The sequence below is a fragment of the Roseateles sp. P5_E4 genome, from assembly GCF_054049255.1.
In genome coordinates, this window is record NZ_JBFUMS010000016.1 from 20,266 (window position 1) to 46,051 (window position 25,786).

A 25,786-nucleotide genomic window follows, 5' to 3' on the forward strand; every position below is an offset into this window, starting at 1 on the left:
TTCGCGAAGGCCACCGGCTTGAGCAGTGGCTTTTGTTGTTCGAAAGAGGGGATTCTGCGCCCGGTTTTGGGTTTTTGTGCAGCGCAGCAAAACCATGGTTCCGAGGCTTGACGCCTGCCCCTCTGCAGGCGTAAGCGCGGGCGACCCTCTCACCAGATGCGGATGCGCGCCTCCGCGGGCTTGAACATCCTGTCGCCGGCCTGGGTCTTGAAGGCTTCGTGGAAGCCGTCGTGGTTGACGGCGGCGCCATTGGCGCGGAACTCCGCGGGCGAGTGCGGGTCGGCCGTCAGTTGCTGCAGGCGGCGCGGCTCGCGCATCTTTTCGCGCCAGGCCTGCGACCAGCCCATGAAGAAGCGCTGCGGGCCGGTGAGGCCGTCGATGACCGGGGCCGGCTTGCCGCCCAGCGAGCGCAGATAGGCCTTGTAGGCGATCTGCAGGCCGGACAGGTCGGCCATGTTCTCGCCCAGCGTCAGCTTGCCGTTCACATGCTTGCCCGCAATGGGCTCGTAGGCGGCGTACTGGGCCACCAGGCGCTCGCCGACCTTCTCGAAAGCCTGGCGGTCGGCATCGGTCCACCAGTTGGCCAGCGCCCCGTCGCCGTCGAACTGGCTGCCCTCGTCGTCGAAGCCATGGCTGATCTCGTGGCCGATGACGGCCCCGATGGCGCCGTAGTTGACCGCGTCGTCGGCGCGGGTGTTGTACAGCGGCGGCTGCAGCACGGCGGCCGGGAAGACGATCTCGTTGAAGGTCGGGTTGTAGTAGGCGTTGACGGTCTGGGGCGTCATGCCCCATTCGCGCTTGTCGACCGGCTTACCGGCCTTGGCCACCTGGCGCTGCCATTCGAACTGCGCGGCGCGCTGGCGGTTGCCCAGCGGATCTCCCACCTTCACGTCCAGCGCGGCATAACTGCGCCAGACATCGGGGTAGCCGATCTTGACCAGGTATTTGGAGAGCTTGTCCTTGGCCTTGGCCTTGGTGGCGGGCGTCATCCAGCCCAGGCCGTCGATGGACTCGCCATAGGCGGCCATCAGGTTGTTGACCAGCTTGAGCATGCGGGCCTTGTCGGCGGCCTGGAAGTTGCGCTTCACATAGGCCTCGCCGACCGCCTCGCCCAGCGCGTTGTTCAGGTCGGCCACGGCCTGCTGCCAGCGTGGCTGCTCGGTCTTGGCGCCGCTCAGCGCCGTGCCACGGAAGGCGAAGCGGGCCTCCCGCAGCGGCTGGGGCAGCACATCGGCGCCCAGATCCAGCGCGCGCAGGGCGAGATAGGCGCGCACATCCTCCAGCGGCGCCTCGGCCATCAGTTGGGCGGCGGCCGCGGCATAGCTGGGCTGGGCCACGATGACACGGTCGGGCGCCGGCACGCCGGCGGCCGCCAGCAGGGCCGCCCAGTCCAGGCCCGGCGCCTTGGCGGCCAGTTCCGCCGGCGTCATCGGGTTGTAGATCTTCTGCGGGTCGCGGTTTTCCTCGGCCGGCCACTGGGCTTCGGCCAGACGCTGCTCGAAGGCGTAAGCGCGTGCAGCGGCGCCTTCCGGCAGACCGGCCGCGCCGGCCAGCACCTGCAGATAGGTCTGGTAGGCCGTGCGGGCGGCGGCCATGCGAGCGTCGTCCTTCAGGTAGTAGTCGCGGTTCGGCAGGCCCAGGCCGGTCTGGTTCAGCGTCAGGCGGTTGATGCCGGGCTGCTTGAAGTCGGCATCGACGACCATCGTCAGCGGCTGGTCGATGACGCCGTTTTGGCGCCCCAGCCAGGCGGCGAGCTGCTGGCGGGTCTGGAGGGCGGCGATGCTGTCCAGCATGGGCTTCATCGGCGCCATGCCGGCCTTGTCGATGGCCGCGGTGTCCATGAACCCGGCGTAATAGGCGCCGATCTTGTGTTCCGCCGAACCGGGCTTGGCCTGGGCCGCTCCCTCGACGAGGGCGCGCACGCGCTGGTCGGACAGGTCGCGCAGCTGGGCCACCATGCCGAAGGAGGACTTGTCGGCCGGGATCTCGGTGGTGGACAGCCAATGGCCGTTGCCGGCGCGGAACAGGTCGTCCTGCGGGCGCACGGCGCGGTCGATGCCGGCGAGGTCGAGGCCGGAATGCGGTGCGGCACCGGCAAGGCCGGCCAACTGAAGGGACAGAACGAGGGCGGCGAGGCGGTAGATCTTCATCTGGGGCAGCGGTTTGCGCGAAACCGCCAGCCTAGATCAAAGGCCGCGCCCTGCCGAAAGTTGCCCGCTCAGGCCGCTTCCGCCTCCGCCTGCGGGTCCGTCGCCTCCAGCTCGTAGCTGGCCGCCAGCATGGCCAGCCTGCCGATGACGCCGTACATGTAGAAGCGATTGGGAGCGCTCGCTCCAGGCTTCTCGCCGGGGCGGGGCAGATGAGGTGAGTCGGCGAAGGCCAGCGGCACATAGCTGGCGCCCGGGGCATTGAGGCTCTCGTCGATGCCGCGGTGGGCATGCACGCGGTAGTAGCCGCCGACGACGTAGCGATCCATCATGTAGACGACCGGTTCGGCCACGGCCTCGTGCACGCGCTCGTGGGTGGGCACGCCCTCCTGCACGATGACCTCCTGGCCCAGGTTCTCGGGCAGCGCTGCAGCCAGACCCTCGATGTCCTTGGCGTCGCGCACGGTCATGACGCCCTTGCCATAGCTGCCCACGTCGCTCTTGATGATGACGAAGGGCTTCTCGTTGATGCCGTATTCCTTGTACTTGCGGCGCACCTTGGTCAGCTGGGCGTCGGCCGCCGTCTGCAGCGCCTCCAGGCCCTTCTTGCCGTGCAGGTCGACGCTGCTGGACATGGGCGTGATCAGCCAGGGGTCCATGCCCAGCAGCTTGCCGAAGCGCTTGGCCACTTCCTCATAGGCGCGGAAGTGCTGGCTCTTGCGCCGCACCGTCCAGCCGGCATGCAGCGGCGGCAGCAGGTATTGCTCATGCAAGCCCATCAGCTGCGGCGGCGTGCCGGCCGAGAGGTCGTTGTTGAGCAGGATGGTGCAGGGGTCGAAGCCCTTGAGCATCAGCCGGCCACGCTTGCGCACCAGGGGCTCGACGACCAGGGTCTCGCCGTTTTGCATGCGCAGCTCGGTGGGCTCGGTGACGCTGGTGTCCAGCGTGCCGAAGCGCACGTTCAGGCCGGCCTGCGTGAAGATGCGGGCCAGCGTGGCGAGGTTGTCCAGGTAGAAGCTGCACTGCGCACCGGTCTCGGGAATGACCAGCAGGTTGCGCGCCTCGGGGCAGATCTTCTCGATGGCCGCCATGGCGGCCTGCACGGCCTGGGGCAGCATCTGGGCCGTGAGGTGGTTGAAGCCGCCGGGGAACAGGTTGGTGTCGACCGGCGCCAACTTGAAGCCGGCATTGCGCAGGTCCACCGAGGCGTAGAAGGTCGGCGTGTGCTCCATCCATTCCAGCCTGAACCAGCGTTCCGTGGCCGGCATGGATTCCAGGATGCGGGCCTCCAGCTCATTGATGGGGCCGTTGAGGGCGGTGATCAGATGGGGAACCATGGCCGAATGATCTCAGAAGCTGTGAATGGACTCTGCGCGGCCGAGCAGACCGCCGCAGCGTCGCCAATCAAGGCGCAAAACGCCGCCGTAGCTGGGGGCTACGGCAAGTTTTGCAACGCCGAGTGGCGGCGTTGCGGCGAGATGAGCGGGCGTGCGGTGTTCGTTTGCAGCTTCTGCAGGTCGACCCACCTGGGGGCGACCGGACGGATCACAAGACGCCGCCCGCGCAGGAGGTGCGCCCGCGCCCGGCGTGCTTGGCCCGGTAGAGCTCATCGTCGGCCCGCTTGATGGCAGCGGCCAGGGCCTCGCCGGGCTGGACGCGCACGGCGCCGGCACTGAAGTCGACGATGAAGCCCAGGCTCGCCTCACAGCGTCGCGTCAGTGCCATGTGCAGGCGCGAGTCCAACCGGCCGAAGGCCTCGGGCTCGCAGTGCTGCAGCAGCAGGCAGAACTCCTCGCCGCCGTAGCGGCCGACCAGGTCGCTGGCGCGCAGTTCGCCGCGCAGCACCTCGCCGGCCAGCTTGAGCACCTCATCGCCGACCGGGTGGCCGCGTTCGTCGTTGACGCGCTTGAAATGATCCAGGTCCAGCATCATCAGCACGGGAGCCGCCTCCCTCGTGGCGCCGATCCCCAGCGCCCGGCCGGCGCGGTTCATCCATTCCCGGCGGTTCAGCAGGCCGGTCAACGTGTCCAGCGAGGCCAGCCGCACCAGGGCCTGCTCGGCCGCGTCACGATGAGCCAGCAAAAAGCCCATGGTGCCGAGCACGAGGCTGGCGTTGAGCAGCATCATCGAGCCGATGTTGAGCGGATTGGGCGTGAGAAAGCGCGGATAGATCTCGGGCCAGCCCAGCGCCAGGCAGCCGCGGGCCAGCGTCATCGCGCCGTTGGCCAGCGCAGCGCCGCCGCACAACCAGCGCCAGCGCATGCCGCCCGCGCCGCGCAGCAGCAGCACGCTGGCCCAGATGATCTGGGCGCCGATGGTCAGGTTGGTCAGGCCGGTGGCGACGCCGAGGTCGCTGAAGACCAGGGCATGCACGACGCCCAGCCCCAGCGGCGCACCCAGCAGCCAGCGCCGTGAGGCCCTCAACCCCAGGAAACGACAGGCCGTGATCACCGTGGCCGAGGCCGACCCGCTCAGCGCCATGACCCCGAGCGTCGCCAGCAGGCGCGGTGCGCCAAAGGTGGCGCCAATCAACAGGCCGAAGCCGAATGCCTGGCCGAGGAGCATGAACTGCCAGGCCTGCAAGCCGCTGCGGGTGCGCAGCCCAACGCCGACGGCCAGCGCCAGGCTCATCAACAGCGCGTTGACCAGCACCGCCCCGAGGAGGGTGATGACATCCATACGGGCCAGCATAACGGCGGGTCCGCAGGGGCCAAGAAAAAGCCGCCCCGAGGGGCGGCCTGGCGTGAAAGAGGGGCCGGCTTGGCGCCGGTCCCAAGGATCACTTGTGGTAGGCCGTCTCGCCGTGCGACGAGATGTCCAGACCTTCGCGCTCTTCCTCTTCGGTGACGCGCAGGCCGATGGTCATATCGACCAGCTTGTAGGCGATCAACGAGACGATGCCCGACCAGACGATGGTGATGCCGACGGCCTTGGCCTGGATCCAGAACTGCGCGCCGATCGAGAAGTCGGCCGGCGTGATCATGGTCGCCGTGACCCAGTCACCCATGGCGCTGGGGCCACCCAGGTTGGGCGAGGCGAACACACCGGTCAGCAGCGCGCCGACGATACCGCCGACACCGTGCACGCCGAAGACGTCCAGCGAGTCGTCCGCACCCAGCAGCTTCTTCAGGCCCGACACACCCCACAGGCAGGCGAAGCCGGCGACGATGCCGATGACGAGACCGCCACCGATACCGACGTTGCCGGCGGCCGGCGTGATGGCCACGAGGCCGGCGACGGCACCCGAGGCAGCACCCAGCATCGAGGCCTTGCCCTTGAGCAGCGCTTCACCCACGCACCAGGCCAGCACGGCGGCAGCCGTGGCAGCGAAGGTGTTGATGAAGGCCAGAGCCGCGAAGCCGTTGGCTTCCAGTGCGGAGCCGGCGTTGAAGCCGAACCAGCCCACCCACAGCAGCGAGGCACCGACCATGGTCAGCGTCAGGCTGTGCGGCGTGAACTGCTCCTTGCCGTAGCCGACACGCTTGCCGATCATGAAGGCACCCACCAGGCCCGCAACGGCGGCGTTGATGTGCACCACCGTGCCGCCGGCGAAGTCCAGCGCACCCATCTGCCAGATATAGCCGGCCTTGGCGTTCATCGCATCGGCGACTTCCTTGGCGGAGTAGGCGTCCGGGCCCATCCAGAACCAGACCATGTGGGCGATCGGCAGGTAGCTGAACGTGAACCACAGCGTCAGGAAGGCCAGGGCCGCCGAGAACTTGATGCGTTCGGCGAAGGCGCCAATGATCAGGCAGGCGGTGATGCCGGCGAAGGTGGCCTGGAAGACGGCGAACACCATCTCGTACATCGGCACACCCTTGCTGAAGGTGCCACCAGTGGCGAAGGTGCCCGCGACGTTGTCCCAGATGCCCTTCATGAACAGGCGATCCGTGCCACCGATGAAGGCATTGCCCTCGGTGAACGCGAAGCTGTAGCCGTACAGCACCCACAGCACGACGATCAGCGAGAAGCCGACCATGACCTGCATCAGCACCGACAGCATGTTCTTGCTGCGCACCAGGCCGCCGTAGAAGAGGGCCAGGCCAGGCACCGTCATCATGATGACGAGCAGCGTGGACAGCAGCATCCAGGCGGTGTCGCCCTTGTTGGGCACGGCAGCGGCCGGGGCAGAGGCTGCATCAGCCGGCGCGGAGGCGGCAGCATCGGCCGCGGAAGCTGCGGGAGCAGCCGTGGCCGCCACGGCGGCGGCAGGCGCCGAAGCAGCTTCCTGGGCCCAGGCGGCCGGCGCCAGCAGGCCGGCGGCAAGCGCAAGGCCGGCGAGGAGTTTCTTCATTTGAGTGATCTCCAAACGGTTGTTATGGACGCGCTTCAGAGCGCGTCGTTGCCGGTTTCGCCGGTGCGGATGCGTACGACCTGATCCAGCGGCGACACGAAAATCTTGCCGTCACCGATCTTGCCGGTGCGGGCGGAGGACTCGATGGCCTCGATGACGCGCTCGACGACGTCGTCGTTCACGGCGGCCTCGATCTTGACCTTGGGCAGGAAGTCGACGACGTATTCGGCGCCGCGGTACAGCTCGGTGTGGCCCTTCTGGCGCCCGAAGCCTTTGACTTCGGTGACCGTCAGCCCCTGCACGCCGATGGCGCTCAGGGCCTCACGCACCTCGTCGAGCTTGAAGGGCTTGATGACGGCAGTGATCAATTTCATGTCGCTCTCCAGTAATCAGAAGGTCTTCTTCAGGCCGACAACCAGCATGGTCTTGCCCATGAACTTGCCGTTGGCGGGACTGGCGTAGAAGCTCTTGTCGGCATCGGTACCGATCACGGCGCCGCTCAGCACCAGGCCGGAGAAGTCCTTGGCCAGCGTCAGCGAGTAGTCGGAGTAGGAGCCGGCGGGCACGTGGCGCATCGTCTGATGGCCGATGTGCGGCGTCAGCGTCATGCCATCGCCCAGGTCGAAATTGGCCGACACGTCGAAGTAGCCGCTGTACTTGGTGCCCGGCACGCCGAACAGGTTGGTGCCGTTGGTGTTGGAGTACTTCGCCGTCACGGGGCCGTAGCTGAGTGCGCCGTAGATTTCGAAGGTGTTGGCGCTGGTGGACAGCTTGTTGCTGGGGTAGTAGTACTGCAGCACGCCGACGTCCAGCGTCAGGCCCGTGGCGACTTCGGTCTTGTAGCCGCCGTACAGGTCGACCTCGACCTGGCCGTCGCCGCCCGCGTCCTTGATCCACTTGATCGTCGACGCCCAGGCGCCGACGTAGAAACCGCTCGGCGCGGCGTAGTCCAGGCCGCCTTGCAGGGCCGGCTTCAGGCGCGACTGGGAAATGCCGCGGTAGCGGTATTCGCTGACGACGCCGACGTTGAACGACAACGGGTCCGGCGCTGGCGCCGGCTCATCGGCAAACGCAGGCAGAGCGGCCGCGGCCAGTGCCAGAACGAGCAGCGAAGGGGACAACTTCATGGCGGGGAGCTCCTGAGTAAAAAGTGGGGGGTTTCGATCCGGCGGGGTATTTGCAGCTTCCGTGCCAAGCGTCACACCTTGTCACCCCGCACGAATCTGGGCGGGTCGCGCCCCCAAGTCAGGCATTTGCACCAAATTGGATCTTCGTGCGGTTTGGATGGCACTTATACGGTGCATTCCTGGGAGAAGCACCGGGCCGATCTGCGACGGACCGGCGGCTAGACTGGCCCGCCGGCTCAGGAGCCGCACTGATGCCGGGATCGCCCGCCCCGGCACGATCAATGCAGCCGCCAGCGTCAACTACCCTCGCCAGCTGACCTTCAATGAGTCTCGCCACCGTCTACAGCCGCGCTCTCGATGGCCTCGCCGCCGCGCCGGTCACCGTGGAAGTCCATCTGGCCAACGGTCTGCCGTCGTTCACGGTCGTCGGGCTCGCAGACACCGAGGTCAAGGAAGCCCGCGAGCGCGTGCGCGCGGCGCTGCAGAACAGCGGGCTGTCATTCCCAGCGAACAAGCGCATCCAATGTAGTCAAGCACTTTTTCGCAAAAGTGTGTCAGGTAGGTCAAAGACCTCGGCTCACCGCGCCTCTTAAGTTTTATGTCGGTGGTCAACGCAACGCGTTGTCCACGGACCTGCCGGGCGCGGAGCGCCCGGCCCTCCCACCTGTGCCGTGCCACCAACGTCCGCGGAGGCGCGCAACAGATGTTTGGCGAAGGTCCTGCGCCCACAAGTGCATTGCTGCCTTGTGCGGAGTCGAGTAGGTGGCATTCGCGTGAGTGCACATGCTCTCCTTCCTGTTAGGTGAAGTGCCAGTCGTTTGCCTCGGACGACGCTTTGACGCGATGGGCGCGGCCACGGGTAAGGAACAGATCGTCCGCAAGCCCCGGACTGCAGCATCCAGCCGCTATCAAGCCCCGCCTCGTCCTGGTTTTCGCGTGCGCTGTCCGCACGCTCCGGTGTTGTTCCGTTCCGCGACTGGCCTATGTGATCCGGATGTGCCCCCTGGTAAGAGCACCTAGTCAAACCTGTGGAGAAGCTGAACGTCGCGATTGACGATGGCATTCTCCAGACATAACACTGAAGGCCCGGGACGGAGTGGAAAGATGGCCTCCACAGCAATTACAGGGCCGTCTGCAAAGACTGCGGCCACCGACTGCCACAGAAGTGCACGCGCGCTCGCCTCACTGCAGGCAACCTGGCAACGACTTTTGCAGAAAGCCCTTGCACTGAGCATCGGGGTTGGGCTTGCCCTGCTCGCTACCGCTGCATTCGCCCTTGCGCCGCATGGCACGCCTGCCCCTGTCCCTGCCGCCTCAGCAGCCAGCGCGGCCCGAGGCGCCGCGACGACCGGCACGCGCAGTGCTCAAAAAGGCTCCAAGGGCGCAGATCCCCTGTTGGTATCCGGCCTGGCAACTATCCTCGAGCGCCCGCGGCTGCAGTACTTCGGCGATGGCGACACCTGCGCGGATTTCAGCGTCCGGCATCTGGCGACCACGCCCGTTGACGTTCAGGTGGGCACCTCTGGGCTCCCCGGCGCCACCTTGGAGGTTCTGGGATCCCGTACCCCGGCCTGTTCAACAGTTGGAGCAATGCTGACGACGGTGGTGCTCAAGGATGTCGGGCCACAGGAGCAACGGGTTCGGCTGCGCATTCCTGATTCCGCGTTTCCTTCCAAGGCATCGGGTGCCAAGGGGAAGGTTTTGTTCTACCGGGACGGACTGTCGGTGGTCGAGCAGACTGTGCAGCTGTCCCGAGAGGAATATTCGCCGGTCCTCAAGGCCAGTTTCTGGTTCATTGGCATCCTCATCCCGGTTCTGGTGACCAGCACCTTGGGCTACTGGGTGTATCGCCTGCAGAAGTCGCATGACGCGAATCTGGTCGAGCGCGCCGGCTGGTCAGGGTTCCGCGAATCGTCATCGAGTCGGTTGACCGAGCTGTTCAAGGAGGATGGCCTCTACGAGACCATCTTCACGACGCACCCGAAGGGATGGGGCGTGCGTATCAAGAAGGAGCTCAGTGACTGCGGTCTCTGGGCGGCCATCCCTTGCAAGGACAGAGACGCGCTGGAAGTGGCCTTGCGGGAGGAAGACAGGCCTAAGCTTGAGCACGTGTTGGCTCGGCATCTTTTGCGGCACAAACCCAACTGAAATCTCAGCAGAGGAATGACGATGGTTGAACGCCTTCTTTGGCAGCTCCGAGACGACCCTTTCTTTCCGGCGGTGGACGAACAAGGTGTCGCGTACGAGAAGACCGCGATGCAACAGGCACTGAACCCGGCAATCGACCCCCGTGTCAAGACGCTCTACTTCGACATCTACGACTGGGCACAGAGCCCGTTGCTCGGCGGGCTGACGGTGGGAGATGGGTTAGCGAACTACCCATCGCCGCAACTGATGGTTGCCAATCCTCTGTTGGTGCTGGTTTCCGGGGGCAAGCAGTCAGGGAGAGATTCACTGGTCAACTTGATCATTCACAAGATGGCCTCGGAGTCGGGTCGCCTAGCGGTGGTCGTGAACGTTCCCCTGGACAGCCGCGACAAGAATCGCAATGTACTGACCGTCGCGACGTGTTTGGCCAACGCGCTACGGTTTCATCGGCCGGCACTCCCCGAGGTCGCGCTGCTGACAGAACTGCAACAAGATCTGGCGACTGCTCGAGCCGATGTGGACTTGGGGCGGAACCTCATGTCTGCACCCCTGTTCCAGACGCTTCAGTTTGTCGCTAAGGACTTGGATCTGGACATCGTCCTGCGTCTCACCGGCGGCGGTGACGACGCCAGTTGGGGACACATTCAGGATGCCGTCGCGGGCTGCTGCCAGGCCGTCATCGTGATGACCTCGGACGAGGCCTATGCCAAGGTGTGCCATGCCAGCAAAGTGGGTCAAAACGTCGCTTGGATTCGTGCAGAACCGCTCGATGAGGACAAGGCCATCCTCTACATCGAAACCCGAATCGGGCTGCAGCGTTTGAAGAATGCGCCTACTGGCGCCGATGCGCAGTTGTTCCCTTTCACAAGGGAAGCCATCAAGGAAATGTTCCGTGCAGGCAGCGTCCACTCGGCTGGTGGCGTGAAGCATCAAGTGGGATGGCTGCGGCGTGTGCTGTACCGCGCTTTCACCGAAAGGGCCCGGGCCGTGCCGCAGGAATTCAATGCACATGATGCGCAGTCGCTGCAGGCTCTCAATCCACTGCAAACGATGATCGAGCCGGTCCACGTGCGAAATGCCGGAGCCAGCATTGGCGAGAAGGCCACGTCATGATGCCCAACAACCCCTTCCCTGCAGAAGCGGTGGCCAGCTACGGCACCCGACTCGTGACTTGCGCCAAGCTCCAGTACATGGAGGAACCGCATCGGCTGCTGTCGGACTATTTGGCCTGCTACGCCCTTGAAGACCGGGCCTTTGGAACCGCCATCGCGCTCAGTGGCGAGCAAGGATCCGGCAAAACCCACCTGTTGACATGGCTGGCAGAGAAAGCTCGCGAGTCTGCCACCATCCGTTCAACGGTCCTCTACGCCAAGTGCGATAGCAATGACATGCTGTCGCTCTACCGAGCGCTGATGAAGGGCTTGGAACGCTCGGTCATCATTGACATCATCCAACTGGCGCTGCTGACGCTGGCCCGGGAAAAGGTCCGCTCGGCGGCCATGACAGAGGCGTTAATCGAAACGCTGGGAACGGTCGGGGGACTCCAGCAGTTGGAGCAACAGGGCAACTTGGACCTGGACCTGTTGCGGCAAGACCTCTTGGTGAAGCTGTCCTCCAGTCACGATGTGGGTACTTTGCTCGCGCGCGCTTTGCTGGATGTGCCCTCCTCGCAATATGGCGTTGAGGCCTACACCTGGATCTCGGGAGGGCCGAGCGACAAGAACCTAGCAGCCATTGGTGTCGCGGCGCCACTGGGCGCCGCCGACGCTGAGACCAACGCGATCGCTGCGTTGGAAGTCATCGCAGCGCTGCATCAAGTGGCGGGCGTTCCGCTGATCATCCTGGTCGACCAAGCCGAGGTCGTCCTCTTCACAGAGGACGATCGCCGGCGCCGCGAGATGGGGTCGTTGATCAAGAAGCTCGCAGAACAGGCCGCGCGGCAGCGGTCGCTGTTGGTTATTGCCGGAATGCCTCGCGCGTGGACGGTCTTGCCACCAGACGTCCAGCCGCGATTCAGGACGCCTAAACCGCTGACGGTAGGCGAGCTGTCTGAACAGGAGTGTCGGCTGCTCCTGGAGGCTTACCTGGGAGCGCTCATGCCGCTCGGAGGTCATGCCATCGTCGGCCCGTTGCGAGAGCTCTCCGGCGGCAGCCCGCGAGACGTCTTGCGTATAGCTCACCATGCGTTCGAAGACAGTCACGGCGACCTTTGGAATGCCGATGAGCGAAAGTTGCTTGGCGCCGCCATGAAGGCGGGAAGTCTGGAGACCAAAGCCCAGCAGGCGCTCGTGGAGATCGACCTGATCCTCACTGCATTCGGCACGGTCACTCGCGACCTAAAGATCGGCGAGGACTTGGCCGAACGCGGCGTACTCGATGACCAAGGGCAGCTGTGCCTGCTGGTCAAGATCGTTATGGCCACCGACGCGGTCGACGAGGTCGGCACCGCGAGGCGCATTCAACGCCTGCGCGAGACGTTCCGCTCGCTGGGGCTCGATGGCAAGCTCTTGGTGGTCTCGGTGGGTTACTCCAGCGCTGAAATTCGCCGTCTACTGGGCAATGACAAGTTCGTGAACTTCACAGCGCCGGACTTTTCGGCCTCCTTTAAGTCAACGGCGCTTCCATTGCTCAAGAGCAAACAGCCTGTCGGCGATTCGGCTGGCAGCCCCGCGGCTGCAAGCTCGTCGGTCGATTTACATAGCATGTCCAAACGCCTGGACGACCTGGAAGCGGAACGAAAAGCCGATGCCGATCGCATTGCTCAAGACGTCGCGTTGCGGCTGTCCGATGTGGCCAGCGCAAGGTCCGTTGAGATCAAGGCTCGTTCGCGTCAGGAAATCCTGGAAGCGCTGGACAGCTTGGAGGAGGCGCTCTTTGAAGGCGTTTCTGCCTCACGACAAAAGCAGATGGTCCGGGCCATGCTGGTGAGTAACGAGCAGTACCTGCAGTTGCCCGCGCTTGATGTCTTCGGGGATCTGTACCTCGATCTTCTGGCTGCCGAGCGCATGAAAACCAGCACAGATTCAAAAGATGACCGTGCCTATGTGATCAGTCAAATGAGAGCGCGGATTGGAAAGAGCTCGAACATGAATTCGCAGGCGAGGCTGCGCCAACTGTTCTATGCAACGCTCGCAGGTCTGGGGGGATTTCTTCTCACTGGAATCCTGTCGAACTCGCGAGCCACCAGCGACTCACGGCAGTCGCCCATCTTTTTGTTGCCCGAGCCTCGAGATCTCATCGGTGCGCTTCCCTTCCTCTGCTTGGCCATCTCAGTGATCACTGCGTACGCCGCGATGTTTGTGTGGTTGAGAAAGCGATCGCGGGATCGTCGGGACGCGTACGACATTGCCGAGCTCCGCGAACGTTTCAAGCTGCCGACCACGGACGATTCCCTGAAGGCTTCCTACCCGCAGGCCCGACCTTAGAGAAGAATTGCGGCGAACACCCTCAAGCTGGCTGCGCAAGACAAAGTTTCCCTAGTCGCCTTCGGCTGGCCCTAGAGCCACTAGCGTGCCGGGCACATCAAGCGGCAGCGCGACGGCATTGCTGATCAGATTTAAATGCCTGTGTTTTCCGACGTTGTCGCTTAGCGCCTCCGACGTGGACGGTCATCCACCGTCAGACTGGAATCGAGCTTTCGGGATTTAGCGCTTTCCAGCCGAAGCATCAGCCAGTCCTGCGACGCAAGCGGCCCAGGCGGACGAGGAAGTCTTTCCAACAACTGTCTTCGGCCGGGCCAGCGTCAGCGGCTTGGACGACCCGATGATGACGGTCTCGGCAACGCGAGGCTCCGTGGCCATGAGCTCGCGGACTTGGTCGCGCGTCAGGCCAGTCGCGAACACTCGCGCTGCCTTCTCCGCCAGCTCGGAGGAAATGGTGACGAACTTGCCGGGGGCAACTCGAACGCTTGTCATGCGGAGACTTTCCTAGAGCGCGACTCTAGCCGCAAGGTGTGCCCGATATTGATGGCGACCAACTGCTCAAGGTCTCCAGGAATATTTGCCAAACAGCGTGCAGAGCTGGCTCGCGCGTCCACCCGCAGCCGGCAAGCGCAAATCTCCCAGCACACATTGCGCCTGAGACGGGAAATCCCCTCGTACGATCCCATGACCTCGACGCCCACGCTACTTAGCCGACCACGAAGTTGGAGATCCACTTCAAGTGCTGCTCTACGCGCTCGACCCCTCCCGGCCGGGCCGCCACGTCCAAAGGCCGGCCTTGAAGGCCATAGGCGGGCTCAATCAGCCATTGCGTTAGCCATGGCTCAGGGTCTTCATCGACCAATATTGGCACAGCGGCTGCCAACAGGCGTCGGTACTCTGGCGTCTCGACGAACTTCTCCAGCTCGTCGAGCACCTTGCGTTGCTCTGTGATGAAGGCAGCAACGTTGGCTGGAATGGTCATGCATGCAGCTTGATTGAAGTCGCGACTGAGCGTTGAAGTCGCAACGTGTCCTAGTCGATGTGCACGAGGTCCCAGGCCAGCGCGCTGACGTCGACGGCGCGACCCATGCCCAACCTGACCGCTCCCGCGCGAAGGACTTCGCGCTCGGTCTCGCGTTCCTCTGCGGGCCCCACGAGTTCGTACTCGCGGCCCGACGACGTGGTCACGACGACCCGACCGCGGTCAACGGCTGAGATCGGTGACGTGACCCGAACAGTTCCTTGCGCATCGCTCACGTCCCTGAGAGTCACCAGATGAAGGGTGCCGGCTGGTGTCCTGATCAACCGCCAGGAATGAACCAACATGCGCGGCTGCGCTTCGACAGCCGGAGCGTCCCTCTCGTTGGCACAGGTGATCTGCACCAGCTCGGTCGAGCTCATGCGCCACCCTGAAAGCTGGCCCTCGGACATCGAACGGAAGGTCCACCAGCTCCATGTCCCTTGTTCGGTTGATGGCTGCGCAGGATGAACGGTCGGCATGCGAGGCTATGTCGTCGGCTTGATGAGACCATGGCTTGGCGGTTGAGGTTTAAATAACTCATGGAAATTCTGCGCGCACCATGCATCGGCGCCAAGGTTTTCCGCAAATGAGCAACCGGTACGCCGGGGAAAAAATGCGCTTACCGAATACGGCACAGGGTGGCGTAGGGTGCGCAACGAATAGCACCATGCCAAAGATCCTGCACTCCCGTCACAACGAGATCTTTCTCGAAATGCTCAAGCGCACACGCACGCGCAGGCGCCTTCGGCAACGAGATCTGGCGTTGCTGCTGGGCCGCCACCAAGGGCTGGTCAGCAAGGTGGAGCGCGGCGAGCGCAGGCTTGACGTCATCGAGCTGAGAGACTGGCTGAGCGCCCTCGACATCGACTTCATCGAGTTCCTCAGCGAGCTGCATGCGGAACTGGCCCCGCACGGCACCGCAGGCCTGCGCGTATTGCGCCGAAACAGCCCACGACCACCATCACCCTGAGCACGAAGTCGATCGATTTGAGTTATCTATAACGTGGTGTAGATAGCTCAGTTCTTGGACCCTTCGGCGGATGCCTGTCCGCCTGAAGACTACCCTCAAAGCCGGCCGCCCGAAGGGCTATAGCAGCCTCGATGCAGGCATCGCAATGGCGTTTGGCAAAGCGGCACGGGCCCGACGCCTTGACGCGGGACTGTCCCAAGAGGCGCTTGCCTTGGAGACCGGAATCGAGCGTTCGTACATCAGTCGACTTGAGCGCGGACTGAGCCAGCCAACCCTTCTTGCATTGCTCAAATTGGCCAGAGGCCTGGGCTGCGAGGCGGGCGACCTGCTCGCCCCGGTAGAGAAGACCTTCAGGCGCCGACGCTAGCCGCGGGTAAGCGGCTATGGGGAAGCACGAGTTTTAGCTCGCTTGCTCATGCCGGAAGATGGCCTGATGAAACGAATCGGACTTTGGTTTACCGCCGCGCTCGGACTGGCCTTCACGACCGCCAGCTGGTCGTGGGGCGCCGAAGGGCACCGCATGGTCGGCTACGTGGCGGACGCCGAGCTCAGCGTGAAGGCCCGCATTTCCGTGCGACGCATTATGAACGCCGACTCGTTGGCGGCGGTCTCGACTTGGATGGACGAGGTCCGAGGTACTCCAGAAGGCAACGCCATGCAACGCTGGCACTTCGTCAACATGAAGGCCTGTGGCGAGGCGGAGCCAAAGTGCAAGAACGGCAATTGCGCCACCGAGCGCATCGAATGGGCACGCGACACGCTCAGATCCGGCCCGCCGGAAGAGGCACTGAAGGCACTCCGAGTCCTCGTCCACCTGATCGGTGACGTCCATCAGCCCTTACACGCGGCAGACAACGGGGACTATGGCGGCAACGGCTCCACGGTCACGAATCGGCTGTGCGTCGAGTTTGGCGCTTCGCAACCCTCCTCGTGCAAGCTCCACACCTACTGGGACTCCAGTCTGGTGAAGGCTGCCCTGCGCGGTCAGTCCGAGACGGCAGCAGCCAAGGTCTGGGCAGTGGAGAGCCCGAAGGCGCCGTTGAACGCGCCACAGGTCGCCGCTGATTGGGCAGCCGAATCGAACCAGCTGGCCAGGCGGACTGCTTATGGGTTCGATGGGTTCGCCTGCAAGGCGAAGCACCAGTCGTTCGCCGCGGATGACGCCTACGACGCGATGGGCGTTGCTACGGTCAAGGAACAAATCGTCACGGCCGGGCGGCGCCTGGCGATGACGCTGAACGCGGTCTTCGATTGAACTGAGGTCCCGACCTCGACTCCCGAATCTACGCAGCCCGGGGAGTCACACGCTGACAGTCGCCTGCGGTACGCCGATGCTTCCGCCATCTTTCAACGGTAAGGCTGCGAATCCGCCTCACATCTCGAAGCCATACATCCTGGCGCGGCTTGTGAACGCCTCGCGGGCTCCTTCAAGGATTGCGCAGGCGGCGTCCCGCGTCTCAGGAAGATCTATTGACCCACGGGAAACGATCTCTGCGTGGTCGTTGTTGGCCTTCATTACGATGATCTGCTCAGCGTCGCCCAACACCGCGACATTCGCGTTGTGGGTGACGATGATGACCTGGCGGCGCTCCTTGGCCCGGCGCAACACCGGTACCAACGTCGAGTAGATAAATTCGCCGTCCAAGTTGTCCTCGGGCTGATCAATGATCAGGGGCTTGTCGCTGTTGGCGGACAGCATCAAGGCGAGAAGGATGGACTGTTGCTGTCCGAGCGAGAGCTTGGAGAACTCACGGCGAGTTGTGCGCCAGCCGCCGGAGCCATCGGGAACGCGCTTGCTGACCTGGAGCTTGGGGACATCAAACAGCGCGACGCGCTCAAGCGCAAACTTTGCTGCAGGAACCGCGAGGCGGTCCAACACGGCCCTAGCCTCCGCGGCATCGAAGGCTTGCGCTCCGTCCTTGGTCTTCAACGCGGTCAGCGTACTGGTGTCGTTCTTCTCGATCGCCTCCAACAAAGCGGGCACCGTCAGGTCTTCGACCAAGTAGCTTGCCCTGACTTGCTGATTGGTGCGCCACCCCATGGCAGCGATGATCTGATCCGACGCGTCGGGAGAGTACGCGCTGCAGGCATATTTCAGGCTGACCTGGAGGTCAGACAGCGCTTCTCTCAGGGTGCTCGTAGCCAAGCGCCCGAAGGACTCGCGCAGTGTTGAGATGCGGCCGCGTGCAGTGCGACGCCGGGCCAGCGCTGTAATCCGCTTGCGCTTCGACTCCGTCAAATTCGCTTTCCACGCTTCCAGATTCTTCAGCGTCGCCTTGTGGCTGGCCTCATCGTTCGTCAGCTTCGTGATGTACGACATGTCGAAGGTGATCCTTAGGGCCTCCAGCTCCCTCTTCTTCGTATCAATCTTGCCCTGAGCTTCGACGTCCTTCGCCTTCCACGCTGCTGTCTGCCCGGCTACCGCCGCCTCCAACGTCGACGCGCCTGCCGAGATCTTTTGCTTCGCGTCGACCACCAGCGACTTGAAGACACCCACCTCGGTCACGATGGCTTCGAACTCCTTGCGACCTAGCGTCAGTGAGCCTGGGCTCGCGAGCTGGGTGATTTCATCTGCAGTGCTGGCCTGGGTGGTGACGTCGCCACTGTTCTTGAGCAGCTTGAGCTTCGCAACGATCTGGCTCCGAAGTTCTCGCTCGGTTGCGAGGTGGCGCTGCAGTTCTATCAGCGCCTTGACCTCGGGCTTCTGCATCGCGGTAAGAGCGCTCTGCGTCGTCGTCAGCTGCCGCTGGATCTGAGGGATCAGCGCTACCTGCTGCTCAGCCTTCTCGATAGCGGTCTGCAGGTTCAGCAGTTCATCCCGCGCCGCATCTTCCTCCTCCAGCGAGGCCCCGAGGTCGACGAACTTGTCCAGATAGTTCAGCAGCGCCAGCGGGTTCTTCTGAGCTTCTATGCTGATGCGGGCCGCGTCCCCTTGCCCAAAGCAATCGATGTCGAAGGCGCATGGGCCACCGTCCGCGTCGTCAACATTCTCAACCGCACAGTCCTTGTAGCGTGCCAGCATGTGGCGCTGACCCGCCTTGTCCTGCCAGACGAGATGCAAGACGTCCGGCCACACCTCCGAATCGACAACCTTGCCTGGCTCCTCGTCGGTGTCTACCAGGCAGCGCACGCCCTCAAAGGTGGTCGACTTGCCGGTACCGCGACCTCCGATGATGCAGTTCAAGTTGCGGCTGAATTGAATGACCTGCTTGTCGAGGAATCCCCCCTCAATCGCCATCCCGACGACATGGGGCACAGCTTGCGGTATCAAGTCTTCGATGCGCACCCGGGCATCCGCATCTTCCAGTGCGATCTTGAGCGCTGCGAAGCTGGGCTCGTCCATCTTGTACCGGGTGATGCGCTTGTCGTTAGATGCGTTCCGGCCAAGCGCGCTGAGCGTGTGGGAGTCGGAGTTCATGACCCTGGCGAGGAACTGTCGTGCGCCGAGGCGCAGGCGGGCGATCCTCTGCTGACCCATCTGAACTCGCTCCGCCACACCATCTGACGGCGAGTAGTGGATGTCCGAGGTGGCGTGCTTGAGCTCTATGCCCGCAAGGCCGGGATGGCAGATAACGTCCACCTTGTGGGGCGAGCCACCGGGATTGTCGTGCTCGAAGCCTGAGGCAATATCGACGTGGGCAAGGATGCTGAAGCCCCCGTGGGCGTTCGCCGCGGTTAGACATTCAAGGATGGACTGCTGGCATCGCGAATTCGGAAGGCCCGCGTCGACGATGTCCAAGTTGGCATAGAACTTCGCCAGTCGAGCGTAGTCGGGGAGGTAGCAGAGTAGGTGCCCCTGCGCAGTTGAAAGCTCGACGCCAGGGATCACCAGGACGTCACTGCGTTGTCCGATCTCGATGGCCTGCTTGACGTTGGATATGTCGTTGTGGTCCGTGATCGAGATGATCGAGATGTTCTCGTCAACAGCCGTTGCCACGATCTTCTCCGGGGTCATCGCGGTGTCAGAGACATCGTGAGAGCCGCCGTAAGAATGGATGTGCAGATCAGCGCGATAGAACATCGCCCCGACGGACTGCGCGTCGATGTCATCAGATACGGCCATGGTCCTCCCTTCAAGCGCTGCGCATGAGTGCCGCTTGCAGCGTTGCGTGGTGCAAGCGCATCGACATTGGCGAGCTAGCCGCCTCTGCCGTGCGCTTTTTGTGTCCGCAGGCTAGGGCCGGCGCGCCGGTGGCGCAATCGGCGAAATCACGAACGCCCGCCTGCCTGTGCGCAACCGGCCAACATCCGATTGCCGCCCCACATCGCCGACCAAAGCGCGTCGCCGACGTTTTCTTGAGCCCTCAGGCCGGAATGGCTGCGAACGGGTCCGGGCTAATTGCGGATCATGCCCAACGCAGCGACCACGACTGTGCCGAGAGTGCCTACCCCAGCAATCATCGTCCAGAAGCGCACGGACGCGTCATGACGGGCCTTTGCCTCGGCATCTTTCCGTTCGATCCAAGTCCTGACGTGCTTGATCTTCGAGGTGGGGTAGCCGTTGGTCGCAAGCTTGTTGCGCACATACGCCTCATCTGTCGCGTCCAGCTCGCGATACAGCTCTTCAACAAGATTGCGCTGCATGTCAGTCCTCTAACTCGTCGCGAGAGCCAATGTCGTTCACCCGCTCGATGACGGCGGCGAACTCTTCATCGGCCACAAGCTTCATGCCCTTGGCGTCCCTCTCCCCGTGCAGCTTCTTCAAGACCTTGTAGGGGCTCCGCATCAGGACGTACTGCATCGGCCCCTTCGGACCCTTGCGGTAGTCGATGAAGCCAATCTCTTGCAGCAGCTTCATGTGGGCGCGGAAGGTGGTGATGTTCCGCTGGCCGTCATAGCCCGCTTCATATGCGGCGTCGGCTTCGCTATGAATCTTCACCAGCCCTTCGCTGAAGTGGTGCATCCACAGGACCAAGTACGTCTTGCCCGCAGGGATCGACTTGCCATGCATGCGCTTGGCGATGTTGTTGATGATGTTGATGATCAACGGGAGCGGGCGAGGCACCTGCGAGAAGCCGCCGCGCTTCTTGGTCGCCGCATCGAGCAACCACAGGTCTTCGTCCTTGACCTCGGGCCAGTGCAGCTTGCGAATGTCGATGGACGCCTGCTTCGCTTTGGAATTCGCCTTGGCAGCCTGCTTCTTGTTCTTCTGTTCGAGCTGCGCCGCCGCGAACGCAGCCGCGTCGAAGTTCAGGGTAGTCGATCCAGGCGGCGGCGCGACGAACGGCACGCCAGGGAGAGCGACTGTGGGCAGCGGAGCGCTCACCGAGGGTGGCACAGTCAAGGGCGGCGGTGGCACCGTCACACCTTGCGGCGCGTTGAGTGGTGGCAGGGGCGGGAGCTGGGTGGGGTCTGTAGTCGTCATGGCTGGCAAAGCGTTGTCTGGAACAGGCTCAATTGTCCAGAGCCGCTCTTTGAAATCAACGACTTAGAATCCCCCAGTCACTCAGTAGTTGGCAAAAATGGCGAACTCAGGGGAGTCAGATGTTGCCAAAACAGTGTAACTCACTATCTGAGTTTTGCGCTTTCCCAGCAACGAAATCAAATTTCCCAGGCAAAATCAACAAGTTGCGAGTTTCGCCCCATATCTCGCGTATCGCTACTATCTCTGCGTATCGCTAAGTATCGGCGTTATCGGGGATTAGGAAGGCCGCACGCCAACCCTTAGCAACAAAACTTTACAGAGGACTCGAGGTCGCAGATCCATCGTGCCAACCACGGTGATCGTGCCCCACCACAGGTGACCTGCGCGTTGGTCTACCTGATCGACACCGCCGGAATAAGCAGGCCCAACGCCAGCGTCGCCCCTCTCAACGCAAAGGTCGCCCGGGGGCCCGACGTGTGCGTGACCCAAAACAGTACACGTTGAAGCAGACACTCTGCACACCAGCAGATCTAGCTTCGAGTGGCCGGCCTGTTCCCGCCTGGAGACTTCAGATGGCGGCGCCGGCCGCGCGCAACATCGCGCCGACGCCGTGCTGCGTTGCCCGCGTGCTTCTGGACGCCCACCTCTCGGTGGCCAGCCACACGTCGAAGATATCCCGCGCGGTGTGCACGATCAGGTGGTGGCCGTTGTTCTTAACCTGGAACTTCACGCCGGCGTCAGCCAACTGCTTGGCCAGCCTGTGCAAGCCGCGCACGTTGCGATTGAACCGTTCTGCAAGCTGAAGTTCTGTCGCCACATCGATGTCGGGCGCCGACACCTCGGAAGGTGCCACGAACAGCGCGTCGATCAGCCGCCGGCACTGCGCCTCGTCCAGCATTGCGATGTGTGCCTGGCTCGGCCGCACGCCCAAGAATCCTCCCAGCCATTCATAGGCCTCGGATCGGGTCTTTGAGCCACCTTGCCAGATCGGATCGAAAAGCTGATGTGCGCGCGACCTCAGCCCCCTCAGCTTTTCGTCGGCGACGTCGCCGAGCGGAACGGCGCCGGCCCTGCCCCAGCTCACGTTGCCATCCTCGTCGACATCCTTTTTTGCCGCATGGCAGCCGACGTACCGCCAACAGTCCCTGCACAGCCAGAAAAAGCGGTCGAAGAGGTCAGGCCGGTCGGGATAAATGACATCGCCGGCGACGACCACGGTGTCGTGCTGGCACTGAGTGCACACCATGCCGCGCGGCTTGAAGTGCGTCTGACCAGGCGCCGGCTCAAACGGGTTCAGGTCGTCTTCGACGGCATCAGCAGCGGCAGGCGAACTCATCGGCGGCGTGTTTCCGAGTTCTTGCAGTCTGGGCGGCGGATGGAGAGTTTTCAACCGGGAGCAGCCCTAGCTCTGGCGCCTGCCCGATAGCATCGAGGCTTCAACCGCTGGAGGTGAGCGATGTGCTATTCGGCCCAGGTCTGGTCCGACTACCGGAAGTACGTGCGTGAGTTCCGCGCCAAGCTCGGCATCAAGGAGTTCTTCAACATCTTTTTCCGCCGGCATCAGGGCGCGAAGCTCATGATCCCGCGCGGCATCGAGAACGCCTTCGCTAATCCGCAGACCGACGAAGAGCGCCAGATCTGGGACATGGTCCTCGAACACCGACGGCTACAGAGCGCCAGGTTCGAGGAGGAGCTGTTCACCCAACGTGCGCGCCTGGTCGAAGCCGAGCGCAAGCTGCAGGTCAAGCAGACCAAGACGGCCCTGGAAAGCCAGCGAATCGCGACCAACAAGATTGAGCGTGCCCGCCAGAAGATCGCCGAGATGCACCGCATCGAACACCATCCGGCCGACGGACGGATCTTCCCAAAGAGCTATGTGCCAGTCATGGTCATGCAGGACGGCCAACTGGTCATCAAGCCGATGCGCTACCAGTGCCGGCCGGCACGCGCGCCAGCGTTCTACGACGAGAAGTTCCCAGGAACCTTCAATGCCCGTCGCGACAGCCTGCGCGAGTTCTGGCGTGGGGAGTTCGGGCACACGCACGGCTTGGTGGTCGCCCAGTCGTTCTACGAATGGGTGCCGACCTATAAGGCCGAGGGCCGCGCGATGCTGCCGGGCGAAGAGGAATCCACGACCGAGATCGTTTTCACGCCTACCAACGGTCAGGACATGCTGATCGCTTGCCTGGTGTCGCACTGGGAGCGAGAGGGCGAAGAGCCGTTGGATTCGTTCGCCTTCATCACTGACGATCCACCGCAGGAAGTCTTTGACGCAGGTCACGACCGTTGCGTGGTGCCGCTCCGTCCGGAAAACGTGATGGCCTGGCTGACACCCGAGGGCAGCAGCCTCGACGCACTGGATCAACTGCTCGAAGAGCGCGAGCGACCGTACTACGAGCACCAACTTTTAGCTGCATAAACAGGGCACGGCATCGCCAATCCTGCGGGGTTCCGCCAAGGAGGCATTCAGCACAATTGGCTCGCCGGCGCCTCGCCGTACTGAAGGCGGCTTCAGCTCGACGCGCTAGCCCAGCATCTGACGGCACAGGCTGTGCAGCGAGGCATATGGCGAAGTTGTTGTCTAGTCATGCGCGCCATGAGCAAGCAGCCTCTGTCATCAATTCGACTAAGGGTAGAAGCTCAACGCCTTGCCTCAGGCAACAGTCGACCATCACAGTCCCAATCAGTCGTTGATGCGAGATCGAAGAGGGTTCCACAAATGGTCAGTCGACGCCAAGTGACCTCCTGCCTGACCTGCCTCAGTTGCTGCGGACTTCGTGCTTCATTCGCACTTCCCAGAAATGGCATCGCTCCATCACCGAGCCAAACAGCTGTGGCCCCGGCTTGTGGAGTAGCCCCCGACTCTGTTGAAGGCAGCGAGAAGCCAATCCTGTTATCCGGAAGCGGCATCTCGCGATTTGATCGCGCCTTACGCGAAGAAACTCGGCTTCTCAACAAATGGTTTCGCGTGAAGCCAGAATTTCAGATATTCGAAGATGGAAAAGCGCCCGCAGCTCGAACCTTAAGACGAGGTGAGGACACGGAAAGCCTAATACTAATTGGCAAGCGCTTGGTCAACACCGAGTATGAATTGAGGCCGGCAGATTGGCGAAGCTCGCTAATTGGCATCGCGGCCCACGAGTGGGCACATGCATTTCAATACTCAACGCGCCTGCAAGAAAAGCGATTTGTCTGGGAAACTCACGCCGACTATCTCTCTGGCTGGTATTTGGGAAATAAGGAAAAACTCGAACCTGGAACAATAAACCTTAGCGCATATACGTCCGCACTCAGTGTCCGCGGAGATGATTCCGGGTATTTTGATCCAACAAAGTATGGGAGCGCTGCAGTTCGCATCGAAGCCATGACAGCGGGATATGCACATGCCACCCAATGGTGGGATGAGGACAAACTTCCGGACGTTTGGTTTGCTTCTGATGAGGGCTATAAAGCGGTTATGAGGCTGCGGGGATAGGGATGAAGAAGTTCATGATTGCCTTCACCCTTCTGGCTGCTTTGGCCGTCAAAGCGGAATCTGATGCCTGCACAACCCTAACAGACATGCGCAAGGCAGCCGGAGACAACTTCAAGGAATGGCAAGGCGAATTACTCAAGAAAGATTCAGAGTACAAAAAATACAAGTCACGCAAAACTCTGAGTGGAACGAAAGAATGTTACATCGAGGTCGATAGCGCAAAGGAAAGCAAGTACACGTGCGAGTGGCACACCCATTTCGGCAAAGAGAAAGTAGACGAAGCCACCACGGCATACATGGACACCGTCAAAGAATTTTGGCAGTGTGACCATTCAAAAGAGCCGCTTGAAGTTGAGGCTCGAAGCCACGGCGGGATCAGTTTCGACTTCGACGAACCACCTCACCGGAACAATCCTAAGGATCGAAGATATGTCTCACTCACTCAGATGTGGCATGCGCCGTGGTGGTACATCTATTTTGAATACAAGAGATATGAAGATAAGGAGTAAGTCGAGATTTGTCGCGGCGGCCTTGTTGGCTGGGCTCGCCACAAACAATTCGCACGCCCAAGACGACGCTTCTTGCGAAGCTTTAAAAACCATTTCTGGAAGCGTGAGGAATGACTATGTGAATTTGCGGGCTGATGAATTCGACTCGGTAATGAACAAATATGTCGGAAAAGTCATCCCGAAACCTTTCGACAAATGCCTAACTGAATCCGCTGGCGATTCAARGAGCTATGAGTGCGAGAAGAGAATGCAGGATGACAAGGCAGTCGCGGAAAGCGTTTTTCTCGAAACAGTGCAGATGATTAAGACTTGCTTTGGTGCTGTTTTAAAGCAGGACAGAAGCTCGAAGCCAGAACAAAGGGCAAGCTTCAGGAACACAGATACAGGCGAGCGCATCTCAGTAAGGGTTGGCAGACATGTTCCCAAATACCCTGAACTTCCACCGCGCTATTATTTGCGCATGACCTTTTCATATTTAGAAGCCAACTCGGAGCAATAAATGAAAGTATCAACTTTTTGCGCGGCAATAGGCTTGATCATTTCAGCAAATGTGCAAGCGCTTCCAAAAAGCGCCAGCGCGCCCAAGCCAGCAGCTAGTCAACCCGATGCGAGTGACATTTACATTCGCGACGCCGAACGTCCAAAAACTGCACCTGAAAAGAAGGATGATTTAAAAATCCATTGCGAGGAATATAAGCGCAAGTCAGGCGAGGAGCATTCGCAATGCAAAAAGCCCTGACATTGCTTTTGCTAGCTTGCCTAGGCATATTTGCATCCCCTGCGAACTCTGCACAAACTTCAAACAATCAACTCGAACTCTGTCAGCTCTCCGAAAAAATATATCAGGCCAAACTGCAAGAGGAGCAAACCAAGGCAGCGGCCTGCAAGTCTTATAACAAGGCCCAAGATTCGGATGAACGGTACGCGAAGCGTTTCTTTGAGCAAGAAAACGAGATACGTGATGTCGAAATTTCAATTTTCAAATGGCAGATATGGGCGGCGAATGTAATCCTTTTTCTCGTCGGATTTCTCACCGTAGCGGCCGTGTGTTTTTGCGGCTATCAACTCTGGAAGTCAACTCGACTTTCAAAGCTGCCGGCCAATCTCATTGAGGTGGAACTTTCTGTCTCAAAATTGAGATTGCAAACCTCTTTGATTGGCGTGATGGTGCTTTTTGTCTCCTATGCTTTTCTGCTGGTATTCGCACGTGAGATCTATCAGGTGAGAATGCTGGAACGACCGGCGTTAAGCGATGCGAAAGGCGCGACACCATCTAAATAGCAATTCGGGCGCACCGCAGCCAAGCTT

The 25,786-nt window shown here is 61.9% G+C and carries 24 protein-coding genes and 1 pseudogene; 13 read left to right on the plus strand and 12 right to left on the minus strand.

Annotated elements, in window-relative coordinates; all coding sequences use genetic code 11:
• Positions 1–149 precede the first annotated feature (149 nt).
• The 6 genes from ACXJLH_RS25415 to ACXJLH_RS25440 all read right to left on the minus strand — a co-directional run bounded on the left by ACXJLH_RS25415 (position 150) and on the right by ACXJLH_RS25440 (position 7,568).
• On the minus strand, positions 150–2,150 hold the full coding sequence (locus tag ACXJLH_RS25415; RefSeq protein ID WP_457447094.1) for a M13 family metallopeptidase: 2,001 nt from the start codon (positions 2,148–2,150) through the stop codon (positions 150–152).
• Positions 2,151–2,218: 68 nt separating this feature from the next.
• Entirely contained in the window at positions 2,219–3,484 is a 1,266-nt protein-coding gene (gene gshA, locus ACXJLH_RS25420; RefSeq protein WP_056192333.1) for a glutamate--cysteine ligase, read from the minus strand.
• Between the two features lie 208 nt (positions 3,485–3,692).
• Complete coding sequence (locus ACXJLH_RS25425; RefSeq protein WP_457447096.1) at positions 3,693–4,838, minus strand: GGDEF domain-containing protein; 1,146 nt, start codon at positions 4,836–4,838, stop codon at positions 3,693–3,695.
• An 88-nt stretch (positions 4,839–4,926) separates the two neighbouring features.
• Positions 4,927–6,441, minus strand: coding sequence for an ammonium transporter (gene amt / locus ACXJLH_RS25430; RefSeq protein ID WP_457320170.1), 1,515 nt, complete (start codon positions 6,439–6,441; stop codon positions 4,927–4,929).
• A 35-nt stretch (positions 6,442–6,476) separates the two neighbouring features.
• Complete coding sequence (gene glnK / locus ACXJLH_RS25435) at positions 6,477–6,815, minus strand: P-II family nitrogen regulator (RefSeq protein ID WP_056192325.1); 339 nt, start codon at positions 6,813–6,815, stop codon at positions 6,477–6,479.
• 15 nt (positions 6,816–6,830) lie between these two features.
• Positions 6,831–7,568, minus strand: coding sequence for a TorF family putative porin (locus ACXJLH_RS25440; protein WP_056192317.1), 738 nt, complete (start codon positions 7,566–7,568; stop codon positions 6,831–6,833).
• A 323-nt stretch (positions 7,569–7,891) separates the two neighbouring features.
• Between ACXJLH_RS25440 and ACXJLH_RS25445 the strand changes: the two are divergent.
• The 4 genes and pseudogenes from ACXJLH_RS25445 to ACXJLH_RS25460 all read left to right on the plus strand — a co-directional run.
• Positions 7,892–8,104, plus strand: a pseudogene (locus ACXJLH_RS25445) (magnesium chelatase domain-containing protein); the annotation flags it as partial.
• A 568-nt stretch (positions 8,105–8,672) separates the two neighbouring features.
• Complete coding sequence (locus ACXJLH_RS25450; protein ID WP_457447097.1) at positions 8,673–9,716, plus strand: hypothetical protein; 1,044 nt, start codon at positions 8,673–8,675, stop codon at positions 9,714–9,716.
• 21 nt (positions 9,717–9,737) lie between these two features.
• Positions 9,738–10,829 (plus strand): hypothetical protein, encoded by a 1,092-nt coding sequence (locus ACXJLH_RS25455; RefSeq protein ID WP_457447099.1) that lies wholly within the window; start codon positions 9,738–9,740, stop codon positions 10,827–10,829.
• Positions 10,826–13,141: a hypothetical protein gene (locus ACXJLH_RS25460; protein ID WP_457447101.1), complete on the plus strand. Its 2,316-nt coding sequence runs from the start codon at positions 10,826–10,828 to the stop codon at positions 13,139–13,141. The genes ACXJLH_RS25455 and ACXJLH_RS25460 overlap by 4 nt, the downstream gene beginning before the upstream one ends.
• Before the next feature lie 703 nt (positions 13,142–13,844).
• Here ACXJLH_RS25460 and ACXJLH_RS25465 read toward each other — a convergent pair.
• On the minus strand, positions 13,845–14,120 hold the full coding sequence (locus tag ACXJLH_RS25465) for an antitoxin Xre/MbcA/ParS toxin-binding domain-containing protein (RefSeq protein ID WP_457447102.1): 276 nt from the start codon (positions 14,118–14,120) through the stop codon (positions 13,845–13,847).
• A 50-nt stretch (positions 14,121–14,170) separates the two neighbouring features.
• The gene (locus tag ACXJLH_RS25470) at positions 14,171–14,539 is read right to left on the minus strand and encodes a hypothetical protein (RefSeq protein ID WP_457447104.1); all 369 of its coding nucleotides are present in this window, start codon (positions 14,537–14,539) and stop codon (positions 14,171–14,173) included.
• 287 nt (positions 14,540–14,826) lie between these two features.
• Between ACXJLH_RS25470 and ACXJLH_RS25475 the strand changes: the two genes are divergently transcribed.
• From ACXJLH_RS25475 to ACXJLH_RS25485, 3 genes are all read left to right on the plus strand, one after another.
• The gene (locus ACXJLH_RS25475) at positions 14,827–15,129 is read left to right on the plus strand and encodes a helix-turn-helix domain-containing protein (RefSeq protein ID WP_457447106.1); all 303 of its coding nucleotides are present in this window, start codon (positions 14,827–14,829) and stop codon (positions 15,127–15,129) included.
• 145 nt (positions 15,130–15,274) lie between these two features.
• Positions 15,275–15,496 carry a helix-turn-helix domain-containing protein gene (locus ACXJLH_RS25480; protein WP_457447233.1) on the plus strand — a complete coding sequence of 74 codons (222 nt, stop codon included), beginning with the start codon at positions 15,275–15,277 and terminating at the stop codon, positions 15,494–15,496.
• Between the two features lie 66 nt (positions 15,497–15,562).
• Positions 15,563–16,384 (plus strand): S1/P1 nuclease, encoded by an 822-nt coding sequence (locus tag ACXJLH_RS25485; protein ID WP_457447108.1) that lies wholly within the window; start codon positions 15,563–15,565, stop codon positions 16,382–16,384.
• 117 nt (positions 16,385–16,501) lie between these two features.
• Here the strand turns inward: ACXJLH_RS25485 and ACXJLH_RS25490 are convergent, their stop codons facing one another.
• The 4 genes from ACXJLH_RS25490 to ACXJLH_RS25505 all read right to left on the minus strand — a co-directional run bounded on the left by ACXJLH_RS25490 (position 16,502) and on the right by ACXJLH_RS25505 (position 21,830).
• The gene (locus ACXJLH_RS25490) at positions 16,502–19,192 is read right to left on the minus strand and encodes a TrlF family AAA-like ATPase (RefSeq protein WP_457447110.1); all 2,691 of its coding nucleotides are present in this window, start codon (positions 19,190–19,192) and stop codon (positions 16,502–16,504) included.
• 272 nt (positions 19,193–19,464) lie between these two features.
• Positions 19,465–19,713: a hypothetical protein gene (locus ACXJLH_RS25495; RefSeq protein ID WP_457447112.1), complete on the minus strand. Its 249-nt coding sequence runs from the start codon at positions 19,711–19,713 to the stop codon at positions 19,465–19,467.
• Position 19,714: 1 nt separating this feature from the next.
• Positions 19,715–20,395 carry a hypothetical protein gene (locus ACXJLH_RS25500; protein ID WP_457447114.1) on the minus strand — a complete coding sequence of 227 codons (681 nt, stop codon included), beginning with the start codon at positions 20,393–20,395 and terminating at the stop codon, positions 19,715–19,717.
• Positions 20,396–21,062: 667 nt separating this feature from the next.
• Positions 21,063–21,830, minus strand: coding sequence for a zinc-finger-containing protein (locus ACXJLH_RS25505; protein WP_457447116.1), 768 nt, complete (start codon positions 21,828–21,830; stop codon positions 21,063–21,065).
• A 120-nt stretch (positions 21,831–21,950) separates the two neighbouring features.
• Here ACXJLH_RS25505 and ACXJLH_RS25510 point away from each other — a divergent pair, with 120 nt between their 5' ends.
• The 6 genes from ACXJLH_RS25510 (at position 21,951) to ACXJLH_RS25535 (ending at position 25,759) form a co-directional block, all read left to right on the plus strand.
• Positions 21,951–22,913, plus strand: a complete 963-nt coding sequence (locus ACXJLH_RS25510; protein ID WP_457447118.1) for an SOS response-associated peptidase family protein — start codon at positions 21,951–21,953, stop codon at positions 22,911–22,913.
• A gap of 318 nt (positions 22,914–23,231) precedes the next feature.
• On the plus strand, positions 23,232–23,969 hold the full coding sequence (locus ACXJLH_RS25515; protein ID WP_457447120.1) for a hypothetical protein: 738 nt from the start codon (positions 23,232–23,234) through the stop codon (positions 23,967–23,969).
• 14 nt (positions 23,970–23,983) lie between these two features.
• On the plus strand, positions 23,984–24,478 hold the full coding sequence (locus ACXJLH_RS25520; protein WP_457447122.1) for a hypothetical protein: 495 nt from the start codon (positions 23,984–23,986) through the stop codon (positions 24,476–24,478).
• On the plus strand, positions 24,399–24,977 hold the full coding sequence (locus ACXJLH_RS25525) for a hypothetical protein (protein WP_457447124.1): 579 nt from the start codon (positions 24,399–24,401) through the stop codon (positions 24,975–24,977). The genes ACXJLH_RS25520 and ACXJLH_RS25525 overlap by 80 nt, the downstream gene beginning before the upstream one ends.
• Positions 24,978–25,217, plus strand: a complete 240-nt coding sequence (locus ACXJLH_RS25530; RefSeq protein ID WP_457447126.1) for a hypothetical protein — start codon at positions 24,978–24,980, stop codon at positions 25,215–25,217. It begins immediately after the preceding gene.
• Positions 25,202–25,759, plus strand: coding sequence for a hypothetical protein (locus tag ACXJLH_RS25535; RefSeq protein ID WP_457447128.1), 558 nt, complete (start codon positions 25,202–25,204; stop codon positions 25,757–25,759). The genes ACXJLH_RS25530 and ACXJLH_RS25535 overlap by 16 nt, the downstream gene beginning before the upstream one ends.
• The last annotated feature ends 27 nt before the right edge of the window (positions 25,760–25,786 follow it).